General features: G+C 43.0%; 23 protein-coding genes. 6 read left to right on the top strand and 17 right to left on the bottom strand.

Annotated elements, in window-relative coordinates:
* Positions 1–7 precede the first annotated feature (7 nt).
* Positions 8–3,046, bottom strand: a complete 3,039-nt coding sequence (locus tag CHA01nite_RS15605; protein ID WP_146943021.1) for an AAA family ATPase — start codon at positions 3,044–3,046, stop codon at positions 8–10.
* Positions 3,047–3,114: 68 nt separating this feature from the next.
* Positions 3,115–4,326: a metallophosphoesterase family protein gene (locus CHA01nite_RS15600; protein WP_146943019.1), complete on the bottom strand. Its 1,212-nt coding sequence runs from the start codon at positions 4,324–4,326 to the stop codon at positions 3,115–3,117.
* A gap of 155 nt (positions 4,327–4,481) precedes the next feature.
* Between CHA01nite_RS15600 and CHA01nite_RS15595 the strand changes: the two genes are divergently transcribed.
* Positions 4,482–4,733 (top strand): VF530 family protein, encoded by a 252-nt coding sequence (locus CHA01nite_RS15595; protein WP_146943017.1) that lies wholly within the window; start codon positions 4,482–4,484, stop codon positions 4,731–4,733.
* A 110-nt stretch (positions 4,734–4,843) separates the two neighbouring features.
* Complete coding sequence (locus tag CHA01nite_RS15590; RefSeq protein WP_146943015.1) at positions 4,844–5,344, top strand: FKBP-type peptidyl-prolyl cis-trans isomerase; 501 nt, start codon at positions 4,844–4,846, stop codon at positions 5,342–5,344.
* A 470-nt stretch (positions 5,345–5,814) separates the two neighbouring features.
* Here the strand turns inward: CHA01nite_RS15590 and CHA01nite_RS15585 are convergent, their stop codons facing one another.
* The 4 genes from CHA01nite_RS15585 to CHA01nite_RS15570 all read right to left on the bottom strand — a co-directional run bounded on the left by CHA01nite_RS15585 (position 5,815) and on the right by CHA01nite_RS15570 (position 9,433).
* Complete coding sequence (locus tag CHA01nite_RS15585; protein ID WP_146943013.1) at positions 5,815–6,192, bottom strand: YchJ family protein; 378 nt, start codon at positions 6,190–6,192, stop codon at positions 5,815–5,817.
* 73 nt (positions 6,193–6,265) lie between these two features.
* Positions 6,266–6,601: a superinfection immunity protein gene (locus tag CHA01nite_RS15580; protein WP_146943011.1), complete on the bottom strand. Its 336-nt coding sequence runs from the start codon at positions 6,599–6,601 to the stop codon at positions 6,266–6,268.
* A 102-nt stretch (positions 6,602–6,703) separates the two neighbouring features.
* Positions 6,704–8,845 (bottom strand): M3 family metallopeptidase, encoded by a 2,142-nt coding sequence (locus CHA01nite_RS15575; RefSeq protein WP_146943009.1) that lies wholly within the window; start codon positions 8,843–8,845, stop codon positions 6,704–6,706.
* Positions 8,846–9,067: 222 nt separating this feature from the next.
* Positions 9,068–9,433: an SPW repeat protein gene (locus CHA01nite_RS15570; protein WP_146943007.1), complete on the bottom strand. Its 366-nt coding sequence runs from the start codon at positions 9,431–9,433 to the stop codon at positions 9,068–9,070.
* A 231-nt stretch (positions 9,434–9,664) separates the two neighbouring features.
* Here CHA01nite_RS15570 and CHA01nite_RS15565 point away from each other — a divergent pair, with 231 nt between their 5' ends.
* Complete coding sequence (locus CHA01nite_RS15565) at positions 9,665–10,483, top strand: head GIN domain-containing protein (RefSeq protein WP_146943005.1); 819 nt, start codon at positions 9,665–9,667, stop codon at positions 10,481–10,483.
* On the opposite strand, the gene CHA01nite_RS15560 is transcribed toward CHA01nite_RS15565, so the two are convergent.
* The 6 genes from CHA01nite_RS15560 to CHA01nite_RS15535 form a co-directional block, all read right to left on the bottom strand.
* Positions 10,484–12,361, bottom strand: a complete 1,878-nt coding sequence (locus tag CHA01nite_RS15560; protein WP_146943003.1) for a monovalent cation:proton antiporter-2 (CPA2) family protein — start codon at positions 12,359–12,361, stop codon at positions 10,484–10,486.
* A gap of 3 nt (positions 12,362–12,364) precedes the next feature.
* A complete protein-coding gene (locus CHA01nite_RS15555; protein WP_146943001.1) occupies positions 12,365–12,886 on the bottom strand; it encodes an NAD(P)H-dependent oxidoreductase in 522 nt (173 codons plus the stop codon).
* Positions 12,887–13,388: 502 nt separating this feature from the next.
* Positions 13,389–13,691, bottom strand: coding sequence for a hypothetical protein (locus CHA01nite_RS15550; protein WP_146942999.1), 303 nt, complete (start codon positions 13,689–13,691; stop codon positions 13,389–13,391).
* Between the two features lie 192 nt (positions 13,692–13,883).
* Entirely contained in the window at positions 13,884–14,690 is an 807-nt protein-coding gene (locus tag CHA01nite_RS15545) for a TPM domain-containing protein (protein WP_146942997.1), read from the bottom strand.
* Positions 14,671–15,102, bottom strand: coding sequence for a TPM domain-containing protein (locus CHA01nite_RS15540; RefSeq protein ID WP_146942995.1), 432 nt, complete (start codon positions 15,100–15,102; stop codon positions 14,671–14,673). Before CHA01nite_RS15540 ends, CHA01nite_RS15545 begins: the two co-directional genes overlap by 20 nt.
* Entirely contained in the window at positions 15,102–15,710 is a 609-nt protein-coding gene (locus CHA01nite_RS15535) for a LemA family protein (RefSeq protein WP_146942993.1), read from the bottom strand. The genes CHA01nite_RS15540 and CHA01nite_RS15535 overlap by 1 nt, the downstream gene beginning before the upstream one ends.
* Before the next feature lie 75 nt (positions 15,711–15,785).
* On the opposite strand from CHA01nite_RS15535, the gene CHA01nite_RS15530 reads away from it, so the two are divergent.
* Together CHA01nite_RS15530 and CHA01nite_RS15525 are read left to right on the top strand one after the other, a co-directional pair.
* Positions 15,786–16,271, top strand: a complete 486-nt coding sequence (locus CHA01nite_RS15530) for a dihydrofolate reductase (protein WP_146942991.1) — start codon at positions 15,786–15,788, stop codon at positions 16,269–16,271.
* A gap of 101 nt (positions 16,272–16,372) precedes the next feature.
* On the top strand, positions 16,373–16,942 hold the full coding sequence (locus tag CHA01nite_RS15525) for a DUF2892 domain-containing protein (RefSeq protein ID WP_146942989.1): 570 nt from the start codon (positions 16,373–16,375) through the stop codon (positions 16,940–16,942).
* A 244-nt stretch (positions 16,943–17,186) separates the two neighbouring features.
* Here CHA01nite_RS15525 and CHA01nite_RS15520 read toward each other — a convergent pair whose 3' ends face one another.
* The 5 genes from CHA01nite_RS15520 to CHA01nite_RS15500 all read right to left on the bottom strand — a co-directional run bounded on the left by CHA01nite_RS15520 (position 17,187) and on the right by CHA01nite_RS15500 (position 20,310).
* Positions 17,187–17,615: a hypothetical protein gene (locus CHA01nite_RS15520; protein ID WP_146942987.1), complete on the bottom strand. Its 429-nt coding sequence runs from the start codon at positions 17,613–17,615 to the stop codon at positions 17,187–17,189.
* Positions 17,616–17,813: 198 nt separating this feature from the next.
* Positions 17,814–18,446: a trimeric intracellular cation channel family protein gene (locus CHA01nite_RS15515; protein ID WP_146942985.1), complete on the bottom strand. Its 633-nt coding sequence runs from the start codon at positions 18,444–18,446 to the stop codon at positions 17,814–17,816.
* Positions 18,447–18,478: 32 nt separating this feature from the next.
* Positions 18,479–18,721, bottom strand: coding sequence for a four helix bundle protein (locus CHA01nite_RS15510; RefSeq protein ID WP_228458433.1), 243 nt, complete (start codon positions 18,719–18,721; stop codon positions 18,479–18,481).
* 133 nt (positions 18,722–18,854) lie between these two features.
* Positions 18,855–19,319 carry a pantetheine-phosphate adenylyltransferase gene (gene coaD, locus CHA01nite_RS15505; protein ID WP_146942983.1) on the bottom strand — a complete coding sequence of 155 codons (465 nt, stop codon included), beginning with the start codon at positions 19,317–19,319 and terminating at the stop codon, positions 18,855–18,857.
* A gap of 4 nt (positions 19,320–19,323) precedes the next feature.
* Positions 19,324–20,310, bottom strand: coding sequence for a D-alanine--D-alanine ligase (locus tag CHA01nite_RS15500; RefSeq protein ID WP_146942981.1), 987 nt, complete (start codon positions 20,308–20,310; stop codon positions 19,324–19,326).
* A 153-nt stretch (positions 20,311–20,463) separates the two neighbouring features.
* Here CHA01nite_RS15500 and CHA01nite_RS15495 point away from each other — a divergent pair, with 153 nt between their 5' ends.
* Positions 20,464–21,561, top strand: a complete 1,098-nt coding sequence (locus CHA01nite_RS15495) for a PASTA domain-containing protein (RefSeq protein ID WP_146942979.1) — start codon at positions 20,464–20,466, stop codon at positions 21,559–21,561.
* Positions 21,562–21,606: the final 45 nt, after the last annotated feature.

Genomic DNA, 21,606 nt, shown 5'->3' with positions numbered 1-21,606 from the left:
AGCTCGGTTAAATGACTTCAATTAAACTTCCGTGTTCCTCATCCTTCGTGATGTTAAGAGCCACCGGGATTTTTTCTTTCAGTTCTTCCACATGGGAGATGATGCCGACGATCCGGTTTTCTTTCCGGAGATTCATCAGGGTTTCAAAAACGATATTGACCGATTCCGAATCCTGGGTCCCGAAGCCTTCATCGATGAAAAAGAAATTTTTCTCAGCACTCGCATTGCTCTGTACGCTTTCCGCCAGGGCCAGCGCGAGGCTTAAGGAAACCTGGAACGCCTGGCCTCCGGACAATGTTTTTACGCTCCGGCTCCGGCCTTCGTTCAGGTAATCCACAATCTCGAAATCGTTGGCCTCATTCAGCTGCAGGCTGAGCTGGTTGCGGGTCATCCGGTGGAAACGGATGTTGGCATGGTCGCAGAGCTGGCGGAGGTAAATGGAAGATACGTACTGTACGAATCCGGCCCCTTTAAAAAGGCTGGCCATCACCTTCAGGTTATCCGCACGTTTCTGAAGCTGCGCCAGGTCCTTCAGGAGGTTTTCTTTTTTCCTGAATTCCTTTTCCAGCCGCTCGATTTCCGCAAGGGTTTTCACCACCGCATCATTGGCTGTTTTTAATTCCTGTTCCTTGATCTTGAACTGATCTTCAGCTGCTGAGAATTCCTCTGGGTTGAAGGCGGAATCTTTCAGCTTTTGTTCAAGTTCCGAAATGCTGTTTTTCAGGGTTTCAAACCGGATCCTGAACTGCTGGATCACCGCCCTTGTTTCCTGAACATCGATTTTCTGCAAGAGAATTTGTTGAATCTCTTCAATCTTCTCAAACCGATGTTCTGACAGTGCTTTTTCGATCAGGTATTCATTAGCGGAAATTTCCTTTTCCAAAGCGGAAATTCTTTTTCCCGATTCATCAGCCATCGTTTTTTGCCGGGCTAATGCGGGGGAAATCTCTTTTTCTTCCGAGGCCAGTTGCAGGTAAAGCTGTTCCATTTCAAGATTTGATTTTGAAAGGCGGGCATGGGTTTCTTCAGCACCGGCGATTTCCTGATCCCGGTAATCTGCCCACTGAAGCATTTTCAGATTGGCTTCGTTGGTTAAAATCTGTTCTTCTTTTTTCGCTTCATCAATCCTGAATTTTTCCAGAGCCTTACTGTACTGGTCCAGATGGGTCCTTTCTTTTTCCAGGTTTTTCTGTTCGGAAGCAAGCTGCCCGTTCAGCGCCTCCATCTTCTTTTCGATGGCGAAAGATTCCTGTCTTTTCTCTTCAAATGCTTGAGGGTTTTCCGCATCAAATGTTGTCCAGATGAAGTTTTTCAGATGTTCATCAAGCGCGATCCGAATCTGTCTTACGCTTTCTTCTTCCGCTTTCAGCTGTTCTTCAAAAATTTTCTTCCGGTCAAGAATTTTCTCAAGTTCCGCCAATTGTTTCTGCCCGTTTTCCTGTCGGGTGGTAATATCCAGGATTTCTTTTTGGATCTCTCCAAGCTCTGCATTTACATCATTGAATTCCACAATATGCGGATGTTCCAGAGCGCCACAGAGCGGACAGGATTCGCCGTCATGCAATGCACTTGCAAAATGGGCCAGTTTCTGCTGCACTTCGAGCTGGCTGCGCCTTTCGGAAAGGGATTTCTTCCGGTTTTCTAAAGCTTCATGCTCATTTTGGAAATCATTTTTAAAAGTTGCGGTATTGAAGTTAAAGGATTTCAGCTCATCGGAAACCTTTTTGATTTCTGACTTTTTAGCTTCTGCCTTTTCAGTCTGCTTTTGCAGGCTTTCCTCTGATTTCTTTCTCTCCAGGAACCAGTTGCCGGCCAGCAACAAGACATTGGAATCCAATTTACGGGATTTTAAAGCTTCGGATTCTTTCCGGAGCGTTTCGATATTCTGCCGGATCAGCTTCTGGCGGGCTTCCACCTTCTGTACTTCATCATCACCTTTCTTTGTTCTTGATTTTAGTGTCTGGATTTCTTCCGAAAATTTAAGCATCTGCAGGATCAGCAGCAGGTCATTTTCCCGGATTCTCGATTGAGGAAGCGCTTCATATTGCGGCTGAAGCACCAAAAGTTTATCTTTTACCTGCTGATAACGGATTTCGGTTTCCTGCCATGTTTTAAGCTGCTGTTTTTTAAGGCTTTGCTGTTCCGAAATTTCTTTTTTCAGCTTATCCTTTTCAGCCAGCAGAGGCGTAAAAGCTCTGGAAACCCGGTCGAACAGCTCTGTTTTGGTTTCCAGGATATCGATTTCATCTTTCTGTAAGATGAGTTTTTCAAAATCGAACTTTTTCTGACGGAACATTTCAAAATCTGCTTTCAGGTTTTTTAACCGGCCATATTTTTCTTCCGTTTCTTTAAAAGCCTGGCGTCTCTGTTCAAAATTTTCCTGTTCATTTTTCAGGTTTTCTTTCTGAAAAGCGATCCGGTCTTCGCTTACTTCCTCAAAACCTTTCAGGCGGCCTTCCAGGTGATCGAGTTCCGACCGGTTTTTATGATGGAGGGCAGAAACATTGTTCTGCAAATCGAAACGCTGGAGCCCGAAGATTTCTTTCATCATATTCGTACGGTCTGTGGCACCCAGTTCCAGAAACTCTTTGAACTGTCCCTGTGGTATAATGATGGTCCGTTTGAAATTTGCGTAGCTCAGGCCGATCAGCTGTTCCGCGTTGGAATGTTCCAGCGGGATCCAGTTGTCGTTCTTCCATTTGTAAAAAGTAACGGACGGGGTTTTTACATCCTCGAAATTTTTGGAATTCCGCTTGAATTCCCTGGTGGCACGGAATTTTTTATTTTCAAAATTGATGAAATCGAATTCGATGTAGGACCGGTTGGATTTCAGGTTCATCATATTGTAGGTACGCCGGTCCCGGGCATTCAGCCGTTCCGTTTCACCGTACAGGGCAAAAGAAATGGCTTCGAGAATTGACGACTTTCCAGAGCCTACCGCTCCGAAGATTCCGAACAGTCCGGCTTCCGTTAAGTTTTCAAAATCGATTTTCTGGCGTTCCCGGTAGGAATAAAGCCCTTCTAAAGTAAGCTGAACTGGAATCATTGTCTGAATTTTAAATAAAAGAGGATCATTGAATGCTCCCGGAGGAGATTAAAATAATGTTTAAAAAGCTAGGACGGGACAGAGGTGATCTCATGAAACAGCCGAATCAGTTCCTCATTTGCTTCCTGCCCACCGTTTCTGGATTTAAAATAGTTTTTAAATAAAGTCTCCATATCCTGGCTGAGATTGATTTCACCGGGATGGCTGTCATCGGTTTCAAGGCTTTTTACTTTCGGGATCAGGTGGACAATTCCGCTGTGCGACTGGTACAGCCGTTTCCTCTCATCCGCTTTCAGGAAAGTTTCGCTTTCCAGGGTAAGTTCTACAAAAGTATCCTGGTTTCGGGTAAGCCAGTCGACGGTTTTTTCGATACAGTCAAAGCTTTTTCTTTCCAGGTATTTTCCGTTTTTCAGGGCAATTCTTTCATAGGAAACAGCCCTGCCGGGTTCCGCGTCGATAAGGACAACATATTTTGCCTGTCCGGCTTCGCTGAAGCTGTAGCACAGGGGGGAAGAGGAGTAAACCACCGGCTTTTCCTCCGTTCCGATGTTCTGGAAACGGTGGAGATGTCCCAGGGCCGTATACTGGATCTGCGCCGGGATAATATCCGAAAAAACAAGGTCTGCGTTTCCTATTTTGATAGGCTTTTCACCTTCCGGCTCTTCCATGATGGGTGCTCCCTTTTTATTCATGTACAAATGGGTAATCAACAGATTAATCCCGTTTTCGTCACAGAAGTTATCCGCATTTTTTGCCCAGTGCTCTGCCAGGACTTTATTGAGTTCAGCTTCCTTATTTTCACCGAAGTACTGTTTCAGCCTTACTTCGTTGGCATAAGGCGTATGGAGGATCCTTACGGGCTGAGGCTGGTTTTTCAGTTCCAGTTCTATAAAGCCTTCCGCAGATCTGGAAATTTTAAAATGTTCCAGCTCAAAACAGTGGATAACCGCTTTGGGATGGCCGATCAGGATGATACCGCACTCCCGGGCCAGAGGATCGGGCGCGTCAATCAGGCTCGGCGAATCATGGTTTCCGGAAATGGCAATTACCGGACGCTTCCCGTTTAAGGAAAGCCGCTTCAGGGTCTTATAAAAAAGTTCCACCGCTTCGACCCCGGGATTGAAATTATCGAAAAGGTCTCCGGCGATCAGAATTAGGTCGGCGTTTTGTTCATCGGCAACCTGAATAATTTCGTCCATCACCGAAACCTGTTCTTCCAGTCTTGAAAAGCGGTCCAGGCGTTTGCCCAGATGCCAGTCGGCAGTATGCAGAATTTTCATAAGGTAAATGTAAAGAAGATAAATGAAAAGTTAGTGATTTAATACCTGATTCCTGATCAATAATTTTAACCATCAGAAGCAACGATAGATAATAAAATATGCGTGCCGGTAACTTTCAGGATTTTTAATCAGGAAATTTTTAACTTTACAAAATTATGGAACAACAATTGAAAGATCCCCTTCACGGAAAAAGGCTGGACGCCATTCTGGAAGAGCTGGTAGCCTATTATGACGGATTTGAAAAACTCGGCGAGCAGATCAATATCCGGTGCTTTACCGATAACCCGAGTATTAATTCCTCCCTGAAATTCCTGAGAAAAACCGATTGGGCGAGGGCCAAAGTGGAAAGCCTGTACCTTTTTATGCTCCGGGAAAAGAAGCGCAATGAAGCCGGAAAACAAAAGTAAGGACATTACTGCAAAGACTGCTTTAACCCTTTATTTCTTCGGTCAATGATTTCAAAAACAGTATCTTTGTGCTGTTAATCGTGAGGAAATTCACGACAAAAAGAAAAAATATGACAATCGAAAACAATCATGTTGTAGCTGTAAGTTACATACTTCACACAATCGAAGAAGATGGAAGTAAGGTTCTTGTAGAAGAAACAACAGCAGAAAATCCGCTTACATTTCTGTACGGTGTGGGAATGATGATTCCAAAGTTTGAGCAGAATATCCATGGCATGAAAGCAGGTGATAAAACCGCTTTTACCATTCAGCCTGAGGAAGCTTACGGTGAGAAACAGCCGGATGCCATTGCCCAGCTGCCGATCGACATGTTCAACGAATCCGGAGTTCCTCCTGTCGGAGCTATTTTGCCTCTATCGGACAACCAGGGGAACAATTTCCAGGCATTTGTGGTAGAAGTTACGCCGGAAGCGGTCATCGCAGACCTTAACCATCCGATGGCAGGGAAAGTATTGGATTTCCAGGTAGAAATTCTGAATACGCGTCCTGCAACGGAAGAAGAACTGTCTCACGGCCATGCGCACGGAATCGACGGAAACGAAGCTCACTAAATGAAATACAATGTCCGGTTCTGCCGGACATTTTTTTTAGATTAAGCGTGAAAATTTTACCACAAAGCCATAAAAACCACAAAAGCTTTAACATATAAGTCTCAGAAGAATTTGTTGTTCGGCTTTGTGCATATTTTAGAACACAGAAGAAAAAAAATAAGATTTTTTTGGTATTGTATAAATACTACCCGGTGGCTGAGCGGAGCCAAAGCCAGGCCTTCATTTGTGAAATTCCGTGCCATCTGTGGGGGAATTTTACCACAAAGCCACAAAAGATATTCATGCTATAGAATAAGGTTAAATACCTGATGATGGGGAAAGCGCACAGAAGTTTTTAAAAATCCTTGATTTTTAATCTCATGTGTTCTAAAAATACGTGTAAAATTTTAAATCTTTCTTTGTGACTTATGTGTTAAGATGAAGAACTTTCATCCGTATAAATCCGTGCCATCTGTGGGGGAATTAAAAGTCTATCCTAAAAAAAATCCGCTCACATAGAACCAGCGGTCCTGAACCATTTTGAAGGTGGATAATTCATGATGGATTTGCGGATTGCCGTTTTCATCCGTATAAAATGCTTTGAATTCTACCTTGCTGGCATTGGGTTTATTCACGATTTCCAGTCTCGTCCAGGTATTGATTTCTCCCCATTCCTGTAAATCTTTGCGATTGTGGTATTTTCTCTTACTCGGAAGGGTCGTTTCCATCAGATAATCACCATTCGGGATGGCAAATGCCGCGAATCTTGAACGCATCAGGGCTTCGGCGCTCGGCGCATCTTTCTCTCCGGTGTGGTAGGGCCGGCAGCAGTCTTCATAAGCTTTTCCGGAACAGCAGGGACAATTCATTGTTTTATTTTAAAGCAAAAGTCTTAAAATTTCCCGGATATTCAAATTCGTTCCATAAAATAAGTACGGACGTTTACCGCAGCAATCTCTTTTTCTGAGTTTCAAATTCTTCATCTGTAATCACCCCCTGATCGTGTAACGCTTTCAATTGCGTCAGCTGATCAATATTTGAAGCGGTATTTCCGGTAATGGTCTGCCGGTCATTTTCTTTGTTGGATAAAGCCCATATTAATGCACCTGCCCAACCGATGAGTGACCATCCTAAAAATAAATTCAAGGCGAAGATAGCACCGATATTGGATTTTTTTCTGCTCCAAGCAATAAATGTCGGGACAAAATAAAAAGGGATGAAAATAAGAAGAAGCAATAAATGTTGCCAGGAAATACTTAAAAGGGTTAAAAAGCTCATATGGATGTTATTGTTTTTGTTAAAAATAAGAGAATCAAATATATCTCTTTTATAATGAACATCTAAACAAAAAAGCATCCAAATAAGGATGCTTTTCAGAAATTATTTAATAAAACCTCTGTTTCTCAATAAAGGCTTGATGTCCGGATCGTGTCCCGTAAAATCCCGGAAGGCCTGGTTCAGGTCTACCGAATTCCCTACGGAGAGGATGTATTTTCTGAAACGGTCGCCGTTTTCTCTCGTCAGTCCGCCATTCTTGCTGATCCACTCCCAGGCATCGTTATCCAAAGTCTCGGACCACAGATAAGCATAGTATCCTGCCGAATATCCGCCGCCCCAGATGTGTGCAAAATAAGGCGTGTGGTATCTTGGCGGTACGGTAGCTAAGGTAAAACCGTGCTTGGCCAGCGACTGTTTTTCAAAGTCCAGTACAGGAATAAGCTGGCTGTCATCGGTTACCGTGTGCCAGTCCATATCCAGTTCAGCTGCAGATACCAGTTCGGTAGTCATATATCCCTGGTTAAAGGTCGCTGCTTTCTTGATTTTATCAACCAGCGGCTGCGGAATCGGCTGCTTGGTCTCATAATGAAGCGCATAATTTTTCAGCACCGCCGGATCCAGTGCCCAGTGTTCGTTGATCTGCGAAGGGAATTCCACAAAGTCCCGCGGTACATTGGTTCCTGAAAGGGAAGGGTATTTCTGGCTCGCAAACATCCCGTGAATGGAATGCCCGAACTCATGGAAAATCGTTGAAACATCATCATAGCTGATCAGCGACGGTTTTCCCGGAGCCGGTTTCTGGTAGTTATAGCAATTGACGATCACCGGCTTTGTTCCCAGTAGATACGACTGCTCCACAAAGTTGCTCATCCAGGCCCCGCCGTTTTTAGAATCCCTGGTGTAGAAATCCAGGTAATAGATCGCCAGCGATTTTCCGTCGTGATCGAAAACTTCATAGGTTACCACATCCGGATGGTAAACCGGCAGATCCGTTCTTTTCCTGAAGGTAAGTCCGTAGAATTTTTCAGCGGCAAAGAAAACCCCTTTTTCCAGGACGGTCGTGATTTCAAAGTACGGTTTAATCTGACTCTCATCCAGATCGAATTTGGCTTTTCTTACCTGCTCCGCATAGAAATTCCAGTCCCAGGGCTCTACCTGGAAACCGCCTTTTTGCTGATCGATCAGGTCCTGAATGTCTTTGGCTTCCCGTCTTGCCGTTTCTACGGCAGGGGTTGCGATCTGGTTCATGAGTTTGGTCGCTGCTTCAGGATTTTTGGCCATTTGGTCCTGCAGTTTCCATTCCGCAAAACTTTTTTTACCCAGAACCTGTGCTTTTTTCAGCCTAAGCTTTGCCAGTTTTTCAATGGTTTCCCTGGTATCGGTGGCATCACCTTTCTCAGCTCTCATCCACGATGCTTTGAACAGTTTTTCGCGGGTGTTTCTGTTTTTCAGGTTCTGTAAAAGCGGCTGCTGGGTGGTGTTCTGTAAAGCCAGTAAATACTGACCCGGTTTTCCTGCGTTTTTCGCGTCGCTTGCTGCTGCTGCGATTTCATCCGCCGAAAGTCCGTCCAGTTCTTTGGCATCGTTAAAGAATACACCGCCCTGTTTCCGGGCTTCCAGCAATTTATTGGAATACTGGGTAGACAGGGAAGCCAGCTCCTGATTGATCTGCTTTAATTTTTCTTTGTCTGCCGCAGAAAGATTGGCACCGGCGATTTCAAAATTCTGTTTGTAATACTGCACCAGCCTTTTGCCTTCAGCATCCAGTCCGTCTCCGGAAATGGCTTTGATTCTTTTATACAGGTTTTCATTCAGGTACATCTTATCGGAATGCGCTGCGAAAACCGGAGCATATTCTTCATCCAGGGCCTGTAAAGTGGGATTGGTATTGGCGCTGGTAAGATTGGAGAATATAATCATGGCTCTTTTCAGGACCTCGCCGCTTTTTTCCAGGGCCACAATGGTATTTTCAAAAGTAGGTGCCTGAGAATTGTTTGCGATCTGTAAAATCTCGGCGTCGTGCTGTTTTAACCCGAAATCAAAAGCCGGTTTGAAATGTTCATTTTTAATTTTATCGAATTCCGGGGCTTCATATTGAAGCCTGCTTTTCTTCATCAGGGGATTGGAGGCAAGCGATGCGTCGGGCACGGGAATTTCCTTGCCGGTATCGGTGTTTTTCATTGTTGTACAGGATTGATTAAATGCTAATGCAGAAATTAATAATACTGATGAAATCTTCTTCATAAACTATTTATTAATAAAGTATAAAGATATTAAAACTTATGTTATCATATAGAACACAAGTCTGAATTTACTGAATAAGGTCTGCGGACAAGTACATTGTGACAGGCAGGCATTAATCAAAACGGTAACCTCACAGATTTTTGAAACCTATGAGGTTTTAAGGTCTTATGAAAGAAGCTTTCTTAAATTGGGAAGCCTTATTTACTTAAACAGCAAAAATAATTATGCCCGCTTCGACCTGTGCAGTACAGGAATTGATTTCCGGGACATTAAGACGGCAACCAGCTCAAAGGTCCCCAGAATAACGTGCGGCAAATAAACCCTGTCGCTGAATCCGAACAGCCATGGCGAAATCAGGAGCAGTGTTCCGGCAGTAAAATCAATTGCGAGATGTACTTTGTAGGGAATCATCCGGGCCAAGCCGTATTCATAATCGGTAAACAGGCTGTAAAGCAGCGTGGAAGCTCCTAAAATGACCGGAACGGTAGTGGCTGCGGTATCATCTGCAAATCCTAAAATCCAGGGAGCGCCGATCAGCAGGATGCCTACCAGATAATCGAGGACGGCATGTGTTTTTGATGGAATCATATTATTTAATTTTGGTGATCTGCTTTTTACGTTCAATCCCTGTACCGTTTAAAAACTAATTGTGGTATAAGTTATTGATTTTTAATGCTTTTATCTTTAAGTTTATAGATGGAATATATGTGGAAAATTATGATTATGACTCTGGTTATATAATTACCGGGGCAGATGTAATATTTTTTATACCTTAGTTGTTACTAAATAATAATACATTAATCAAATAAATCAATAAACATGAAATCGCAAACTATTTTTATTTTTTCAGCCTTTTTATTGGTGACCTCCTGTGAGAAACACGACAGAAACGACCGTGGGCAGGAAAAAAGCAGTTGGGTGGAAAAGGTGGTCAGCAAAGACCATGGTCCGATGAGAGAGAGAACCGTAACGGGGGATTTTGATGAAATTGAAGTTTCCCAGTCCATCTCTGCAGAAGTCATTAAATCGGATGTGGAAAAAGTAGTTATTTCCGCTCCTCAGAATATCATTGATGAGGTTTTGGTGGATAACAGCGGCGGCGAGCTGCACATCCACTACAAACCGGGGATCAGGGTAATGAATACCCATAATGTCTCGGCAAAAATTTACACCAAGGATTTTTCAAATTTGAATGCCAATTCCGCAGCCTCTATTACGGTTAAAGATAAATTTGTGCAGGATAAAATGAAAGTGGAAGTTTCGAGTTCAGCATCGGTTTCCGGTGATCTGGAAGCTAATGATTTTGAGATCTCCATTGATAGCAGCGGAAGTTTCGAAGGGAAAATCTGGGCGGTCGAACTGGATATGGATGTTTCATCAGCGGCAAGTATCGATCTTTCCGGAAAAGCTAAAAATGCGGAAATCAGTGCTTCTTCAGGAAGCAGTGTTTCTGCTAAAAATGTAGTGGTACAAAATCTGAAAGCGGAATCTTCCAGCGGGGCGAGCGTAGATATCAGTGCTTCTTCTTCTATTAAGGCAGAAGCTTCTTCCGGCGGAAGTCTCAGCATTTATAAAAGAGGAAATATAACCGATATTACCAAAGAAGAAAGCAGCGGCGGAAGCGTAAGCATCCAATAATCAGCTTTCCTCTTCCTCTTCTTCATCCATGGAAGAGTCTTCCCATTGCTGGTTGTCGAAATTCAGGTTATCATAAGCGAGCAGATCCTCCTCTCTCTGGAGGATTTCTCTTGTGGTAAAAAGATGGATTTCATCATCATCTTCCGATTTGGCCAGCCTTCTGATGGAAGCCTTATCGATGGTCATAAACCTCTGTCCGAGACGCCTGGCCGAATATTTACGCATTCCGGTTTCATGGAGGACATCCACCGCCATGTCGACGGCAGTGCCTAATGTTTCCCGGTAAATGTTACTGATGCCGTTATTCAGGTATTCATAAGCATCAATCCGGTTTTTGGCACGGACAAATATTTTCACGTTAGGGTAATTCTCCCGCACTACGTCGGCCACAAATTTATTATCTTCAGGATCGTCAAGGCACAGCACCAGGATTTCCGCATCTTCAATTCCTGCAGCACGCAGGGTCGGGATTTTCGTGGCATCTCCATAATATACCTTAAAACCGTAGCTTCTCAAAAGCTTAACCCGGTCCGAATCCCGGTCGAGAACCGTTGCTGAAATTTTGTTGGCTTTCAGGAGCCGGCCTACCGTACTTCCGAAGTGCCCAAAACCTACAATGATAATCTTTTTCTGGCGGATATTTCTATCCAGGATGTTGAAATCGTTTTCTTCATCCGGCATTCCCCTGATAAATTTCGGAGTGATGAGTTTATCGTTGATAATTAACAGGAAAGGAGTGATGCACATCGTAATTGCGGTTACCGCCATCATCTGGGCATTCAGCTCAGAGCTCAGCAGATAAAGGTTGGAAGCATAATTGATTAACACAAAAGCAAATTCCCCTACCTGCGAAAGGGCAAAAGCATAAAACAGGCTTTGTGGTGTATCAATCTTGAAAAACTTCCCGATCATGTAAAGGACCATGAATTTAATGACCAATACGGCGAACACCGTACTGAAAATAAAGACCGGATCTTCAGCAATAATATTAAAATTCATGGTAGAGCCGACGCTAACGAAAAAGACGGCCAGCAATAAACCTTTGAACGGGTCGATCTGTGCTTCAAGCTCATGCCGGAATTCGCTGTTGGCCAGCATAACCCCTGCAAGGAAAGCCCCCAAAGCCGGCGAAAGGCCGATGGCAATCATTAGTTCGGATACACCAATCACCAGGAACAGAGAAGAGGCAGTCAACAGTTCCGTCATCCCTGATTTCGAAACATATCTCAGGAAAGGCACAAAAACATACCTTCCCAACAGGATCAGAAGCGCAACACCCAGGATAACCGTAGCAAACTGCATCCACTGCGGAAGGTTCTGGATAATCACATGAATTTCGTTATCGTTGCTGCTTACTTTATGGTGGGCCATCAGCGGCAGAATGGCAAGGATGGGAATTACGGCAATATCCTGAAACAGCAATGTGGAAAACGACGCTTCACCGGCCAGCGTATTCAGGTTGTTTTTTTCCTGAAGGGTCTGGAGTACGATGGCCGTGGAAGACAGGGCAAAACACATCGCCACAGCTATGGCCTTATCGACCTTCCAGCCCGCCCAGAGGAAAACCACGAAGAGCAGGGAAATGGTGAGGAGCATCTGCGTCATGCCAAGACCGATAATCTTTTTCCGCATTTCCCAGAATTTACGGGGCTCAAGCTCTAGCCCTACCAGAAACAGAAGCATGATCACCCCAAATTCGCTGGCATGCATAATGTCATCTACATTCCTGCCGGTCAGCTTCAGGACATACGGTCCGATGATAATGCCGCCTGCAATATATCCGATGACGGAACTCAGCCCGAATTTCCTCGCCAGCGGCACCATAATGATGGCTACCCCCAGAAAGAGCAGGGTATTCATTGCTAAGCTTGTTTCCATATTTTATTGATTAAGGAGTTCTACAAACTGTTTTTTATGCACAATAATTTCTTTTTTCGAAAGCTTATTGGCTTCATAAACAATCTTGATATTTTTGATGTTGGCTTTAAAAACACTCAGTGAGACGATCAGCCCGCTGATCAGCTCTTCTACGGTAAAGCGGTAGGTGCCTTCTTTACTGAAAGACCTTTCTTTACCGCCGGTAGTGACCAGGATATAGACTTCCTTACCTTTTAGCGGATTATGCTGATCCTCCTTCAGCCATTCGCGGTCGAACACTTCATCGATCCATAATTTTAAAAGGGGAGGGGTTCCGAACCAGATTAAAGGAAACTGGAATATGAAACGGTCGTAATTCCCGATTCTTTTTCTTTCCCTAAAAGCGGCAATGTGGAAATCCGGATATTCTTCATAAAGGTCCCGAAGGGTAAAATGCTGATGTCGGACATAGAAATTGATGAGCTCCGCATTCGAATTGGAATGCTCCAGATAAGGATGTGCAAAAACTACCAACGTCTTCTTCATAACCTGTTTTTAGTAAATATAACGAAAAATTTTTGAAGCAGAGATTGGATTTTAGCTCATTTAGACGTTTTTTAATGTTAAATTAACGTGAACTCGAAGAAGGACCGGAGTTAACAGGCTGGAAGAGGGAAGCGGGGTGCAGGAAGTTTTTCCCGTCAAAAATAATGAAGACTTTTATAATCAAACAAAACATTTTGTCATTCTATCAGAGGAAATCCTGTTTAATCCTGAATAAACAGCGCTAAGCCAAGGTCTGATTTATATTGTTTTAAAGTCCCGTAGGGACGGCTTACTAAAGGATAGGATAAAATCCTGTCAGAAGCGTGAACCGTTTATTTGTTCTGCCAGAATAGTGGCATCCAAAATCCCGGCTGAATCATTCTGATTTTTATTTTTGAGTTAAATAATCGACTGAATATGATTGTAATACGGTCGAGTTTACATTAAATTAAAGTTTGATGTTAAAATAAATTAAAGATATTGATACGTTATATAAAATTAATTATTCACAGTTATCAAAGCACTGAAACAGGTATCGATATAAATCCTTTTTATTCTTTTCAACAATTATTTTTTTATCTGTAATTTCACTATATCCCTTATCGTCTCCTTTTGTGCCGCCATTTTTCGTGGAGGTGAATGTAACTGTATGATTATCCTGATAAATTTGAACACATTTTGAGTTATTCATTTGTTTTTTTAGGGAAGAAAGGCCTGTTATTTTTTTATAATTTTCAGATAAGTTCTTAAAATCAATATGGCTTTCCTTTACCTTTTTTGAGTAATTAAGGTGTTTGATAATCAATTCTGTAATCTCTGATCCACTGATGTCTTTTTCTGAAATAGTTATGATATCAGTTAATCTCCATAAACCGGTTTCAATCCTAAAATATGTTTTAAAAATATAATTGTCGGGATATTCGACAACAGAAATAAGTTTACTTTCTACTTCTTTTTTTTAACGAAAAATTTGAACATGTAGTTTATTTTGAGAAATCTACCATCCCCCCGAAGCGCCTCCGCCCCCGAAGCTTCCGCCTCCGCCAAAGCCTCCGAATCCGCCGCCTCCGCCGGAACTTCCGCCGCCAAATCCACCGCCGAAGCTGCCCGGGAAAGGGAAGAATCCACCGGGATAATTTCTGCGGCCTCTTCGGGAAATGATGACATCGTCGTCATCTCCGCCGCCGCCTTTGCCACCGCCCTTGTTTCCGAAAAGAATGGCCAGAAGGATAAAAATGATAAAAGCAATAATGATAATTTTGGTCAGGCTGCCGCTGCCGCTGTTTTCCTGATTGTTCAGAGGCTTGAATTTCCCCTGGACCGCTTCCATGATAGACGAAGTACCGCGGTTGATGCCTTCATACCATTCACCCTGCTTGAAGTGCGGGGTCACGATATAATCCAGGATCTGTCCTGCTACGGAGGCCGTCAGATATTGTTCAACGGCACGCCCCTGCTGGATCGACATGGTATGATCTTCAGCGGCTATTAAAAAAACAACCCCGTTGTCCACATTCTTTTTTCCGATCCCCCATTTCTCGCCGAACATCGTGGCCAGAAAGTTTACATCTTCTCCCTTAGTGGAAGGAATAATGATGACTTCGATTTCTGTGGAGGTAGAATCTGCAAAGGCAATCAGCTTTTTGTTAAGTGCCTCTTTTTCCTGCGGTTTCAGCAGATTGGCTTCGTCGAAAACGGGATAAAGTACAGCAGGTTTTTGGGGAACGGTGTATTGGGCCGCTACAAAACTGTAAAAGCAAATGAATAAAAATGAAAAAACTATGTTAAGAGAACGTAATTTCATTTGGCAGCTCATTATGGTTTTCCCCTGTTACGGGAAAATATTTTTTTAGTTCCAGTCCGGTTTCAAGAATTCCGCTTTTCAGGGCTTTGTAATAATTTCCTTTCGAAAATTCAGAGGTGATGTAATCATGCAGATGATCCCAGAAAGACTGATTGACCTTCTTGTGAATGCCTGTATCTCCAATGATCGTCAGGTACTTCCGTTCAAAGTTGATGTGGAAAAGCACTGCATTTCTTTCAGCCGTTTTGTTCAGGCAGAGTTCTTCAAAGACCCTGAAGGCAATTTTGGCATTGTCTCCGTCCGTATGGGTATCGATATGCACCCTGATCTCACCGGTAGAATGTTCTTCCGCCGACTGGATCGCATCCACAAGGGAAGCAATCTGCTGATCTGTCAGGAAAGGAGCAGCCATTATTCTGAGAACACTTCAGGTGCTTTTTCCGCTCCCGCAGCCGCTTTGAAGTAAGGTTTTTCCTTAAAGTTGGTAAAGTTGGCCAGGATATTATTCGGGAATGTTTTTATTGAAGTATTGTAATCCTGGGCCGCTGCATTATAATACACGGTTTCGGTTCTGATGCTGTTTTCGATGGCTGTATATTCTCTCTGGAAATTAATGTATTGCTGGTCTGCCTTCAGGTTAGGATAGGATTCCACCACGGCCATCAAACGGCTTAAAGCGCCTGATAATTCACCCTGTGCCGCCTGGAATTTGGCCAGATCCTGCTCGGTCATATTGGTCGGATCGATGTTGATGGAAGTTGCTTTGGAACGCGCTTCCACTACTTTCGTTAAGGTTTCCTGCTCAAACTTGGAATAGGATTTTACCGTTCTTTCCAGGTTTGGGATCAGGTTGGCTCTTTTCTGGTAGACGGTTTCCACGTTGGACCATTTGGTATTTACGGTCTGTTCTTTCGTTACAAAATTATTGTAGCCGCTTTTGCCCCAGAAAAAGAGGACCGCAACAATGACAAGGAGGGCGATACCGATCGTTCCTGCGCTCAGACAACCTTTATTTTTCATAGTTTGAATTTTTTAATGTTTTTTGTGCTAACCAAATATACAAATTATGTGCTAATTTTGTAAAAATTTATTTTAATGACGACAATTGTGGTGGCCATGGGAGAAAAGAACGGGATCGGTTTTGATAACCGGTTGCTCTGGCATCTTCCGAAAGATTTAAAACACTTTAAAGAGATCACTTCGGGACATCCGGTGATCATGGGAAGAAAAACGTATGAAAGCATCGGAAAACCGCTGCCCAACCGTACCAATATTGTTGTGTCCCGGAAAACCGACTGGTTTGAGGAGGGAATCCTGATCGTAGGGAGCATCAAGGAAGCCATGAAGTTTGCGAAGAAAATCGATGAGGAAATTTTCATCATCGGAGGCGGAAAGATCTATGAGCAGACGCTGGATATTACAGACCGACTTGAGGTAACCCTGGTGAAAGCAGAACTTGAAGCAGATACTTACTTTCCGAAGATCGATCCTAAAATCTGGAAAAAGACCCATGAAACCTCGCATGAAAAAGACGATAAAAATCAATACGATTTCTGCTTTCAGACCTATGAAAGGATTTGATATCTGAAGTACTCGGTTAAGCGTTTAATGAAAAACTTTAGACCCTGAACCTTAAACTTTGAATCTTAAATTTCTTATCTTTGCACTTCTAAATTTTACGAATGAATAAATATATAAAAATTGCCGTGGCGGCAGTTCTTATCCTTTCAGGACTTTATCTGATGATCTTTACCAGAAGCTTAGGCTGGGGAATCGTTGTTTTTCTTTTAGCAGCATTGCCTATTCTTATTTTCTTCAAAAACGAATACATCCTACTTGCTTTCTGGCAGCTGAGAAAGCAGAATATGGAGAAAGCCGGCGAGTGGCTGAAAAATATTACCGATTATAAATCCCAGCTTCATAAGACCCAATTCGGATATTACCATTATCTGATGGGATTAACCAACGCGCAGGACCACCCGACCAAAGTGGAGCCTTTCATGAAAAAAGCCCTGGAATATGGGTTGAATATGAAACACGACCGGGCGATGGCTACCCTGAATCTGGCGGCAGCAGCGATCTCCAAAGGAAGAAGACAGGAAGGACAGAAGCTGTTGGATGAAGCCAAAAGGCTGGACAGTGCCGGAATGATGACCGATCAGATCAAAATGATGAAAGACCAGCTGAAAATGCCGACCATGCAGAAACACATGCACAATCCGAATATGAGAAACCGGGGGAAATTCTCTTAATAAAAGGACTAAATAAAAAACAAAGAGCATCTGAATGATTTCAGGTGCTCTTTTATTTGGTCTTTGTATAAAATTGATTTTTCAGGAGCTTAATCCCGCTATCCGCTATATCTTTTTCTGCCGGTGCCGGGTCTTGTACAGAAAAAGGATGCCGCTGCTATCGGGGCTATAAATCTCATAGGTTTTCAAAACATGTAAGGTTTAACTAATTGTAAATCAAAATCTATAATCTTTCAGCAGCTTTCTACTGTGTAAAGTCAGGCGGCGGCGGTTCTGGTGCTTTGAAAAATAGATCATGGGGATAAATTTCTTGGCGAAGCAATCCGAAGCGGTCCAGCTTTTCAAATTTATCCTTTAAGCCGTCATCATAAAAAGATTTTGATTGGGCTTTGTTCTTATAATAAATGACAACAAGAGGTGATTTTGTTTCTGTTTCTGGCTTGTTTTCCTTAGTCAGGTATTTAAAATAATTCTCAAAAGACAGGTGACTTTTGTTTTTTATGTTGTATACTTTTTTTGGTAATGTTTGTTCTCTTTTTTCAAATGAACTTATTTCCGAATAGGTCTGTAGAAATACGGTATCTTTCTGTTTGACAAAAGTATATATTTCATGAGATAAAAATAAGCAGGCTGAATGATTTACCTTTATTTCAAGGGTATCCCCGTTTTCCATTTTATCGGAAAACTGGTATAAATCTCTTTCTAAATCAAAATTGCTTTTGGGTGTACAGGAGAAAAGTATGGAGAAGATGATTAAAGAAATGAAATTTTTCATACTCTTAACTAAATTTGATAGTAATCACAAAAACTTCCGTCACCGGCATCCATCTTCCAGCCAATTAATCCGGGGCTAATTTCAAGTTCACGAAAACTACATCTCCGCATTATTTTCATACCCGTAAAATTTCGGGATCTGCCAGTGGTACTTTACCGCTAAAGTCCGGATCGAAACAATCAGCAGGATGGTGAATATCTGCACAATGGTATACGTTAGCGTAGTGAATTCTGTAAGTAATAAAAAAACGGAGCCCCCCAGAATACAGGCTGTCGCGTAAATTTCCTTCCTGAAAATCAAAGGGATCCTGTTGAGCAGGATGTCCCGGATAATCCCTCCGAAGCAGCCGGTAATGGTTCCCAGGCCAATGCAGATCAAAGGATGGATATCGGCATGCATTCCTTTCTGGACGCCGATAATCGTGAACAGTCCGAGCCCGAAGCTGTCAAAAATAAATAAAGTGACCCTGAAATTCTTTTCAAAGGATTTAAAAATCATCGTGAAAATACTCGTCAGGATAATCAGGGCACAGGTCAGCAGATCATGCATCCAGAACACCGGAATGTCCAGCAGGAGATCCCGCACGGTTCCGCCGCCTACCGAAGTCACGAAGGCGATGATCAGCACCCCGAACGGATCCAGGCGTTTCTGCATTGCCGCAAAGCTCCCTGACATCGAAAAGGAGATCGTTCCAAGGACTTCTATGGCAAAATTGAACTGTTCGTGCATTTTTTATGGGTAATGAGTAATAAAACTACTCTTTATATATTTGGGGGTAATTTAAATTTATATGGGGTGATGACCTTTACCAGTTCATCACATTCCTTTTTTAAGCAGATGATTTTTTCAGGGCTTAAATCCTGAACTTCTTCAATAAGTTCAAGCCAGAACAGGGTTTCATCAACTTCTTCAGCGACAATGCATATTTTGGCAAACTTTTCTTTTTCAGACCTTGCCCTGGAAACTGCTCTGTAATTGGAAGCAACGGAAGTCGAAGATCTGATAATCTGCTAAAAGATCATCCGAATAAGATAAAGGGATAAAGATCTGATCATGGCAGTAGACAACTGCTTAGTCCGGTCTCTAAATAAATAATTGATTAAAATCCATATATTAAAAATTACGTATACCCATTACTTATTTTTCCACTCTCACCGAGTCCGGGACCAGCAACCCGTATTCACCGCCGTGGTTGATGATTTCCCGTACAATGCTGCTGCTGATGAAGGATTTTCCGGAAGACGTCAGTAAAAATACCGTTTCCAGCTTTTTATGGGCCAGGGTTCTGTTGGTATGGGCAATGGCCTTTTCAAATTCGAAATCGGCCGGGTTTCTCAGGCCCCTGATGATGTACTGGGCGTTTTTCTCAAAACAGTAATCAACGGTGAGGCCCTCGAAAAAGTCGACTTCCACATTCGGGAATTCGGCTACGGAGTTCTGGATGAATTCGATTCTTTTTTCGAGAGGAAACATATATTTTTTCTGGGAATTCTGTCCGATGGCGATAATCAGCTTGTCGAAAAGCGGAGCCGCTCTTTCAATGATATCGTAATGTCCTAAAGTAATCGGATCGAATGAACCCGGGAAAACAGCAATTTTCATACGTCTAATTTTTGTTTAAAGCTTTTTCAACCTCGTTGCCACAAAGGTCGGTAATGGAAATTCCATAAATTTTGGCCTGCTGAGGAAGAATGCTGGCAGGGGAGAATCCCGGATTGGTATTCATTTCAAGCATATACGGAATGCCGTCCATCAGGATAAACTCGCTTCGGGAAAAACCGCTCATGCCCAAAGAATTATAGGCTCTTTTGGCAATTTCTTCAACACGGATCCTGGTTTCATCATCGATGCGGGCCGGGGTAATCTCTTCAGACGCTCCTTCGTACTTCGCTTCATAGTCGAAAAATTCATTCTGAGGCACGATTTCCGTAATTCCCAGAATAATGGTTTCTCCTTTATAGTCAATAACGCCTACGGAAACTTCCATGCCGTCCAGAAAGCTTTCTATTAAAATTTCATCATCTTCTTTAAAGGCCATCTCCGTTGCGGCCAGCAGTCCGGACTTTTCCTTCACTTTTGAAATTCCAAGGGAAGATCCCGATTGGTTGGGCTTCACGAAGACCGGCAACCCGAGATTTTCTATGATTTCATCTGTATTGATTTCTTCTCCTTTTCTCAGATAGACACTTTTTGCGGAAGGGATTCCGTATTTTGAAAGAACGGCTAAAGTGTCTTTCTTGTTAAAAGTCAAGGCACTCTGGTAAAAATCGCAGCCGGTATACTTCTGTCCGATCGCATCCCAATAGGCCTGGAGGATCCCGTTTTCCCCCGGCGTTCCGTGGATGATGTTGAAGCAGACATCAAATCGTAAAGTCTCCCGGTTGCCTGGCGTTACGGAAAAGTCTCCCTTGCTGATGGCATGCTTCTGATTATTTTCATCTAAGAAATACCATTCGTCTTTCAGGATGACCACTTTATAAACGTCATAAAGATTCCGGTCTAAAGAATCATAGATTAATTGTCCGCTTTTCAAGGATACGACGTATTCGTCAGAATAGCCTCCCATAACTACGGCAACTTGTATTTTGCTCATTTTTTCTAGTATCAGTAAGGCAAATTTAATGATTTTATGGAACGGATAAATGCAAATCCTTAAAATTTCAGGTCAAAAGTGAAATGTGTTAAATAAAAAGGACATTCTAAAATTATTAATTATATTTGCTGTCTAATTATAGTCATTTTAAGTATGCTTAAATCACTTTTCAATTGGAAAGTTTTACTGAACTTAATCGTAGCCATCGGTGTTTTTGTGGGGTTGGTCTGGCTTACTTTCCGTTGGCTGGAGTACCATACCCACCACGGTCAGGAAATTCCCGTTCCGAATATTGTTAATAAATCTGTGCAGGAAGCCATCAAGATACTGGATGATTCAGGATTGGAATATGAAGTGGACAGTTTTAATTATGATCCCAAATACAGGCCTTTCCAGGTACTGCAGGTCTATCCGATTCCGGGTTCCCGCGTGAAAGACGGCAGGGCGATCCAGCTGAGGGTAAACCCGAGGACATGGGCTAAAGTGGAAGTTCCGGATGTCATCAATAAATATTCAGGACTTGCCTTCCAGCGACTGGAGCAGGTGGGATTAAAGGTAGGCGATACCATTTTCGAACCGAGTATTCAGAAAGATGCGGTGATCCGTATTTTATATAACGGCAATGAAGTAAAGCCTAAAACCAAGCTGGCAAGATTCTCCACCGTTGATGTGGTGATCGGATCCGGGCCGCTGCGGAATATTGCCATCCCGAATGTGGTGGGATTAACGGTGAAAGAAGCGAGACAGGTGATTGCCCGAAGCATGTTTGAAGTAGGGCTTGTGGATCATGAAGACGGAAGCAAAGATGAATCCGATGTGATTTACTATCAGGATCCGGCCGCCGGAGATGTCCGGGACCAGGGGATGCAGATCGATCTCTGGGCAAGTAAGCGGACGTTGGCCGAATTAAGTGCCAAAATCGAACAGCTGAATTCCACTTACCGGATGAAAGTAGATACCACGCTGCCTCCGGTACAGTATCAGGAAATGCCGGTACGGGAAGAATCCGGTTCCGATATACCGCCGCCGCCTGCACCGAGAAGAGAGAGTACAAAGCCTTCTGCAGAAATGCCAAGAACGGAAACTTCAAGAACCACTGTTCCGGCAACGGAAACCAACAGGCCCAGAACCACGGCTTCCGGTAACAACTCTGCCACTACTGTTTCCGGCTCAAACAGCAACAGGCCTGCAACGACAATGACGACAAAACCCGCAGAAAAGCCAAAGGCTAAAAAAGTGGTAATCGATTAATCTATTAATCATTATAAAATACAGGCTTCAACTTTCATTATGTTG

This window comes from Chryseobacterium hagamense (assembly GCF_007991455.1).
Taxonomy (GTDB): Bacteria; Bacteroidota; Bacteroidia; order Flavobacteriales; family Weeksellaceae; genus Chryseobacterium; species Chryseobacterium hagamense.
The sequence above is the reverse complement of the archived record's forward strand: the minus strand, read 5'-3'. Positions and strand labels throughout refer to the sequence as shown.

Bases quoted from the DNA above. Each gene is read 5' to 3' on its own strand.
- CHA01nite_RS15605 (WP_146943021.1), bottom strand. From the start codon at position 3,046: ATGATTCCAGTTCAGCTTACTTTAGAAGGGCTTTATTCCTACCGGGAA.
- CHA01nite_RS15600 (WP_146943019.1), bottom strand. From the start codon at position 4,326: ATGAAAATTCTGCATACTGCCGACTGGCATCTGGGCAAACGCCTGGAC.
- CHA01nite_RS15595 (WP_146943017.1), top strand. From the start codon at position 4,482: ATGGAACAACAATTGAAAGATCCCCTTCACGGAAAAAGGCTGGACGCC.
- CHA01nite_RS15590 (WP_146943015.1), top strand. From the start codon at position 4,844: ATGACAATCGAAAACAATCATGTTGTAGCTGTAAGTTACATACTTCAC.
- CHA01nite_RS15585 (WP_146943013.1), bottom strand. From the start codon at position 6,192: ATGAATTGTCCCTGCTGTTCCGGAAAAGCTTATGAAGACTGCTGCCGG.
- CHA01nite_RS15580 (WP_146943011.1), bottom strand. From the start codon at position 6,601: ATGAGCTTTTTAACCCTTTTAAGTATTTCCTGGCAACATTTATTGCTT.
- CHA01nite_RS15575 (WP_146943009.1), bottom strand. From the start codon at position 8,845: ATGAAGAAGATTTCATCAGTATTATTAATTTCTGCATTAGCATTTAAT.
- CHA01nite_RS15570 (WP_146943007.1), bottom strand. From the start codon at position 9,433: ATGATTCCATCAAAAACACATGCCGTCCTCGATTATCTGGTAGGCATC.
- CHA01nite_RS15565 (WP_146943005.1), top strand. From the start codon at position 9,665: ATGAAATCGCAAACTATTTTTATTTTTTCAGCCTTTTTATTGGTGACC.
- CHA01nite_RS15560 (WP_146943003.1), bottom strand. From the start codon at position 12,361: ATGGAAACAAGCTTAGCAATGAATACCCTGCTCTTTCTGGGGGTAGCC.
- CHA01nite_RS15555 (WP_146943001.1), bottom strand. From the start codon at position 12,886: ATGAAGAAGACGTTGGTAGTTTTTGCACATCCTTATCTGGAGCATTCC.
- CHA01nite_RS15545 (WP_146942997.1), bottom strand. From the start codon at position 14,690: ATGAAATTACGTTCTCTTAACATAGTTTTTTCATTTTTATTCATTTGC.
- CHA01nite_RS15540 (WP_146942995.1), bottom strand. From the start codon at position 15,102: ATGGCTGCTCCTTTCCTGACAGATCAGCAGATTGCTTCCCTTGTGGAT.
- CHA01nite_RS15535 (WP_146942993.1), bottom strand. From the start codon at position 15,710: ATGAAAAATAAAGGTTGTCTGAGCGCAGGAACGATCGGTATCGCCCTC.
- CHA01nite_RS15530 (WP_146942991.1), top strand. From the start codon at position 15,786: ATGACGACAATTGTGGTGGCCATGGGAGAAAAGAACGGGATCGGTTTT.
- CHA01nite_RS15525 (WP_146942989.1), top strand. From the start codon at position 16,373: ATGAATAAATATATAAAAATTGCCGTGGCGGCAGTTCTTATCCTTTCA.
- CHA01nite_RS15520 (WP_146942987.1), bottom strand. From the start codon at position 17,615: ATGGAAAACGGGGATACCCTTGAAATAAAGGTAAATCATTCAGCCTGC.
- CHA01nite_RS15515 (WP_146942985.1), bottom strand. From the start codon at position 18,446: ATGCACGAACAGTTCAATTTTGCCATAGAAGTCCTTGGAACGATCTCC.
- coaD (WP_146942983.1), bottom strand. From the start codon at position 19,319: ATGAAAATTGCTGTTTTCCCGGGTTCATTCGATCCGATTACTTTAGGA.
- CHA01nite_RS15500 (WP_146942981.1), bottom strand. From the start codon at position 20,310: ATGAGCAAAATACAAGTTGCCGTAGTTATGGGAGGCTATTCTGACGAA.
- CHA01nite_RS15495 (WP_146942979.1), top strand. From the start codon at position 20,464: ATGCTTAAATCACTTTTCAATTGGAAAGTTTTACTGAACTTAATCGTA.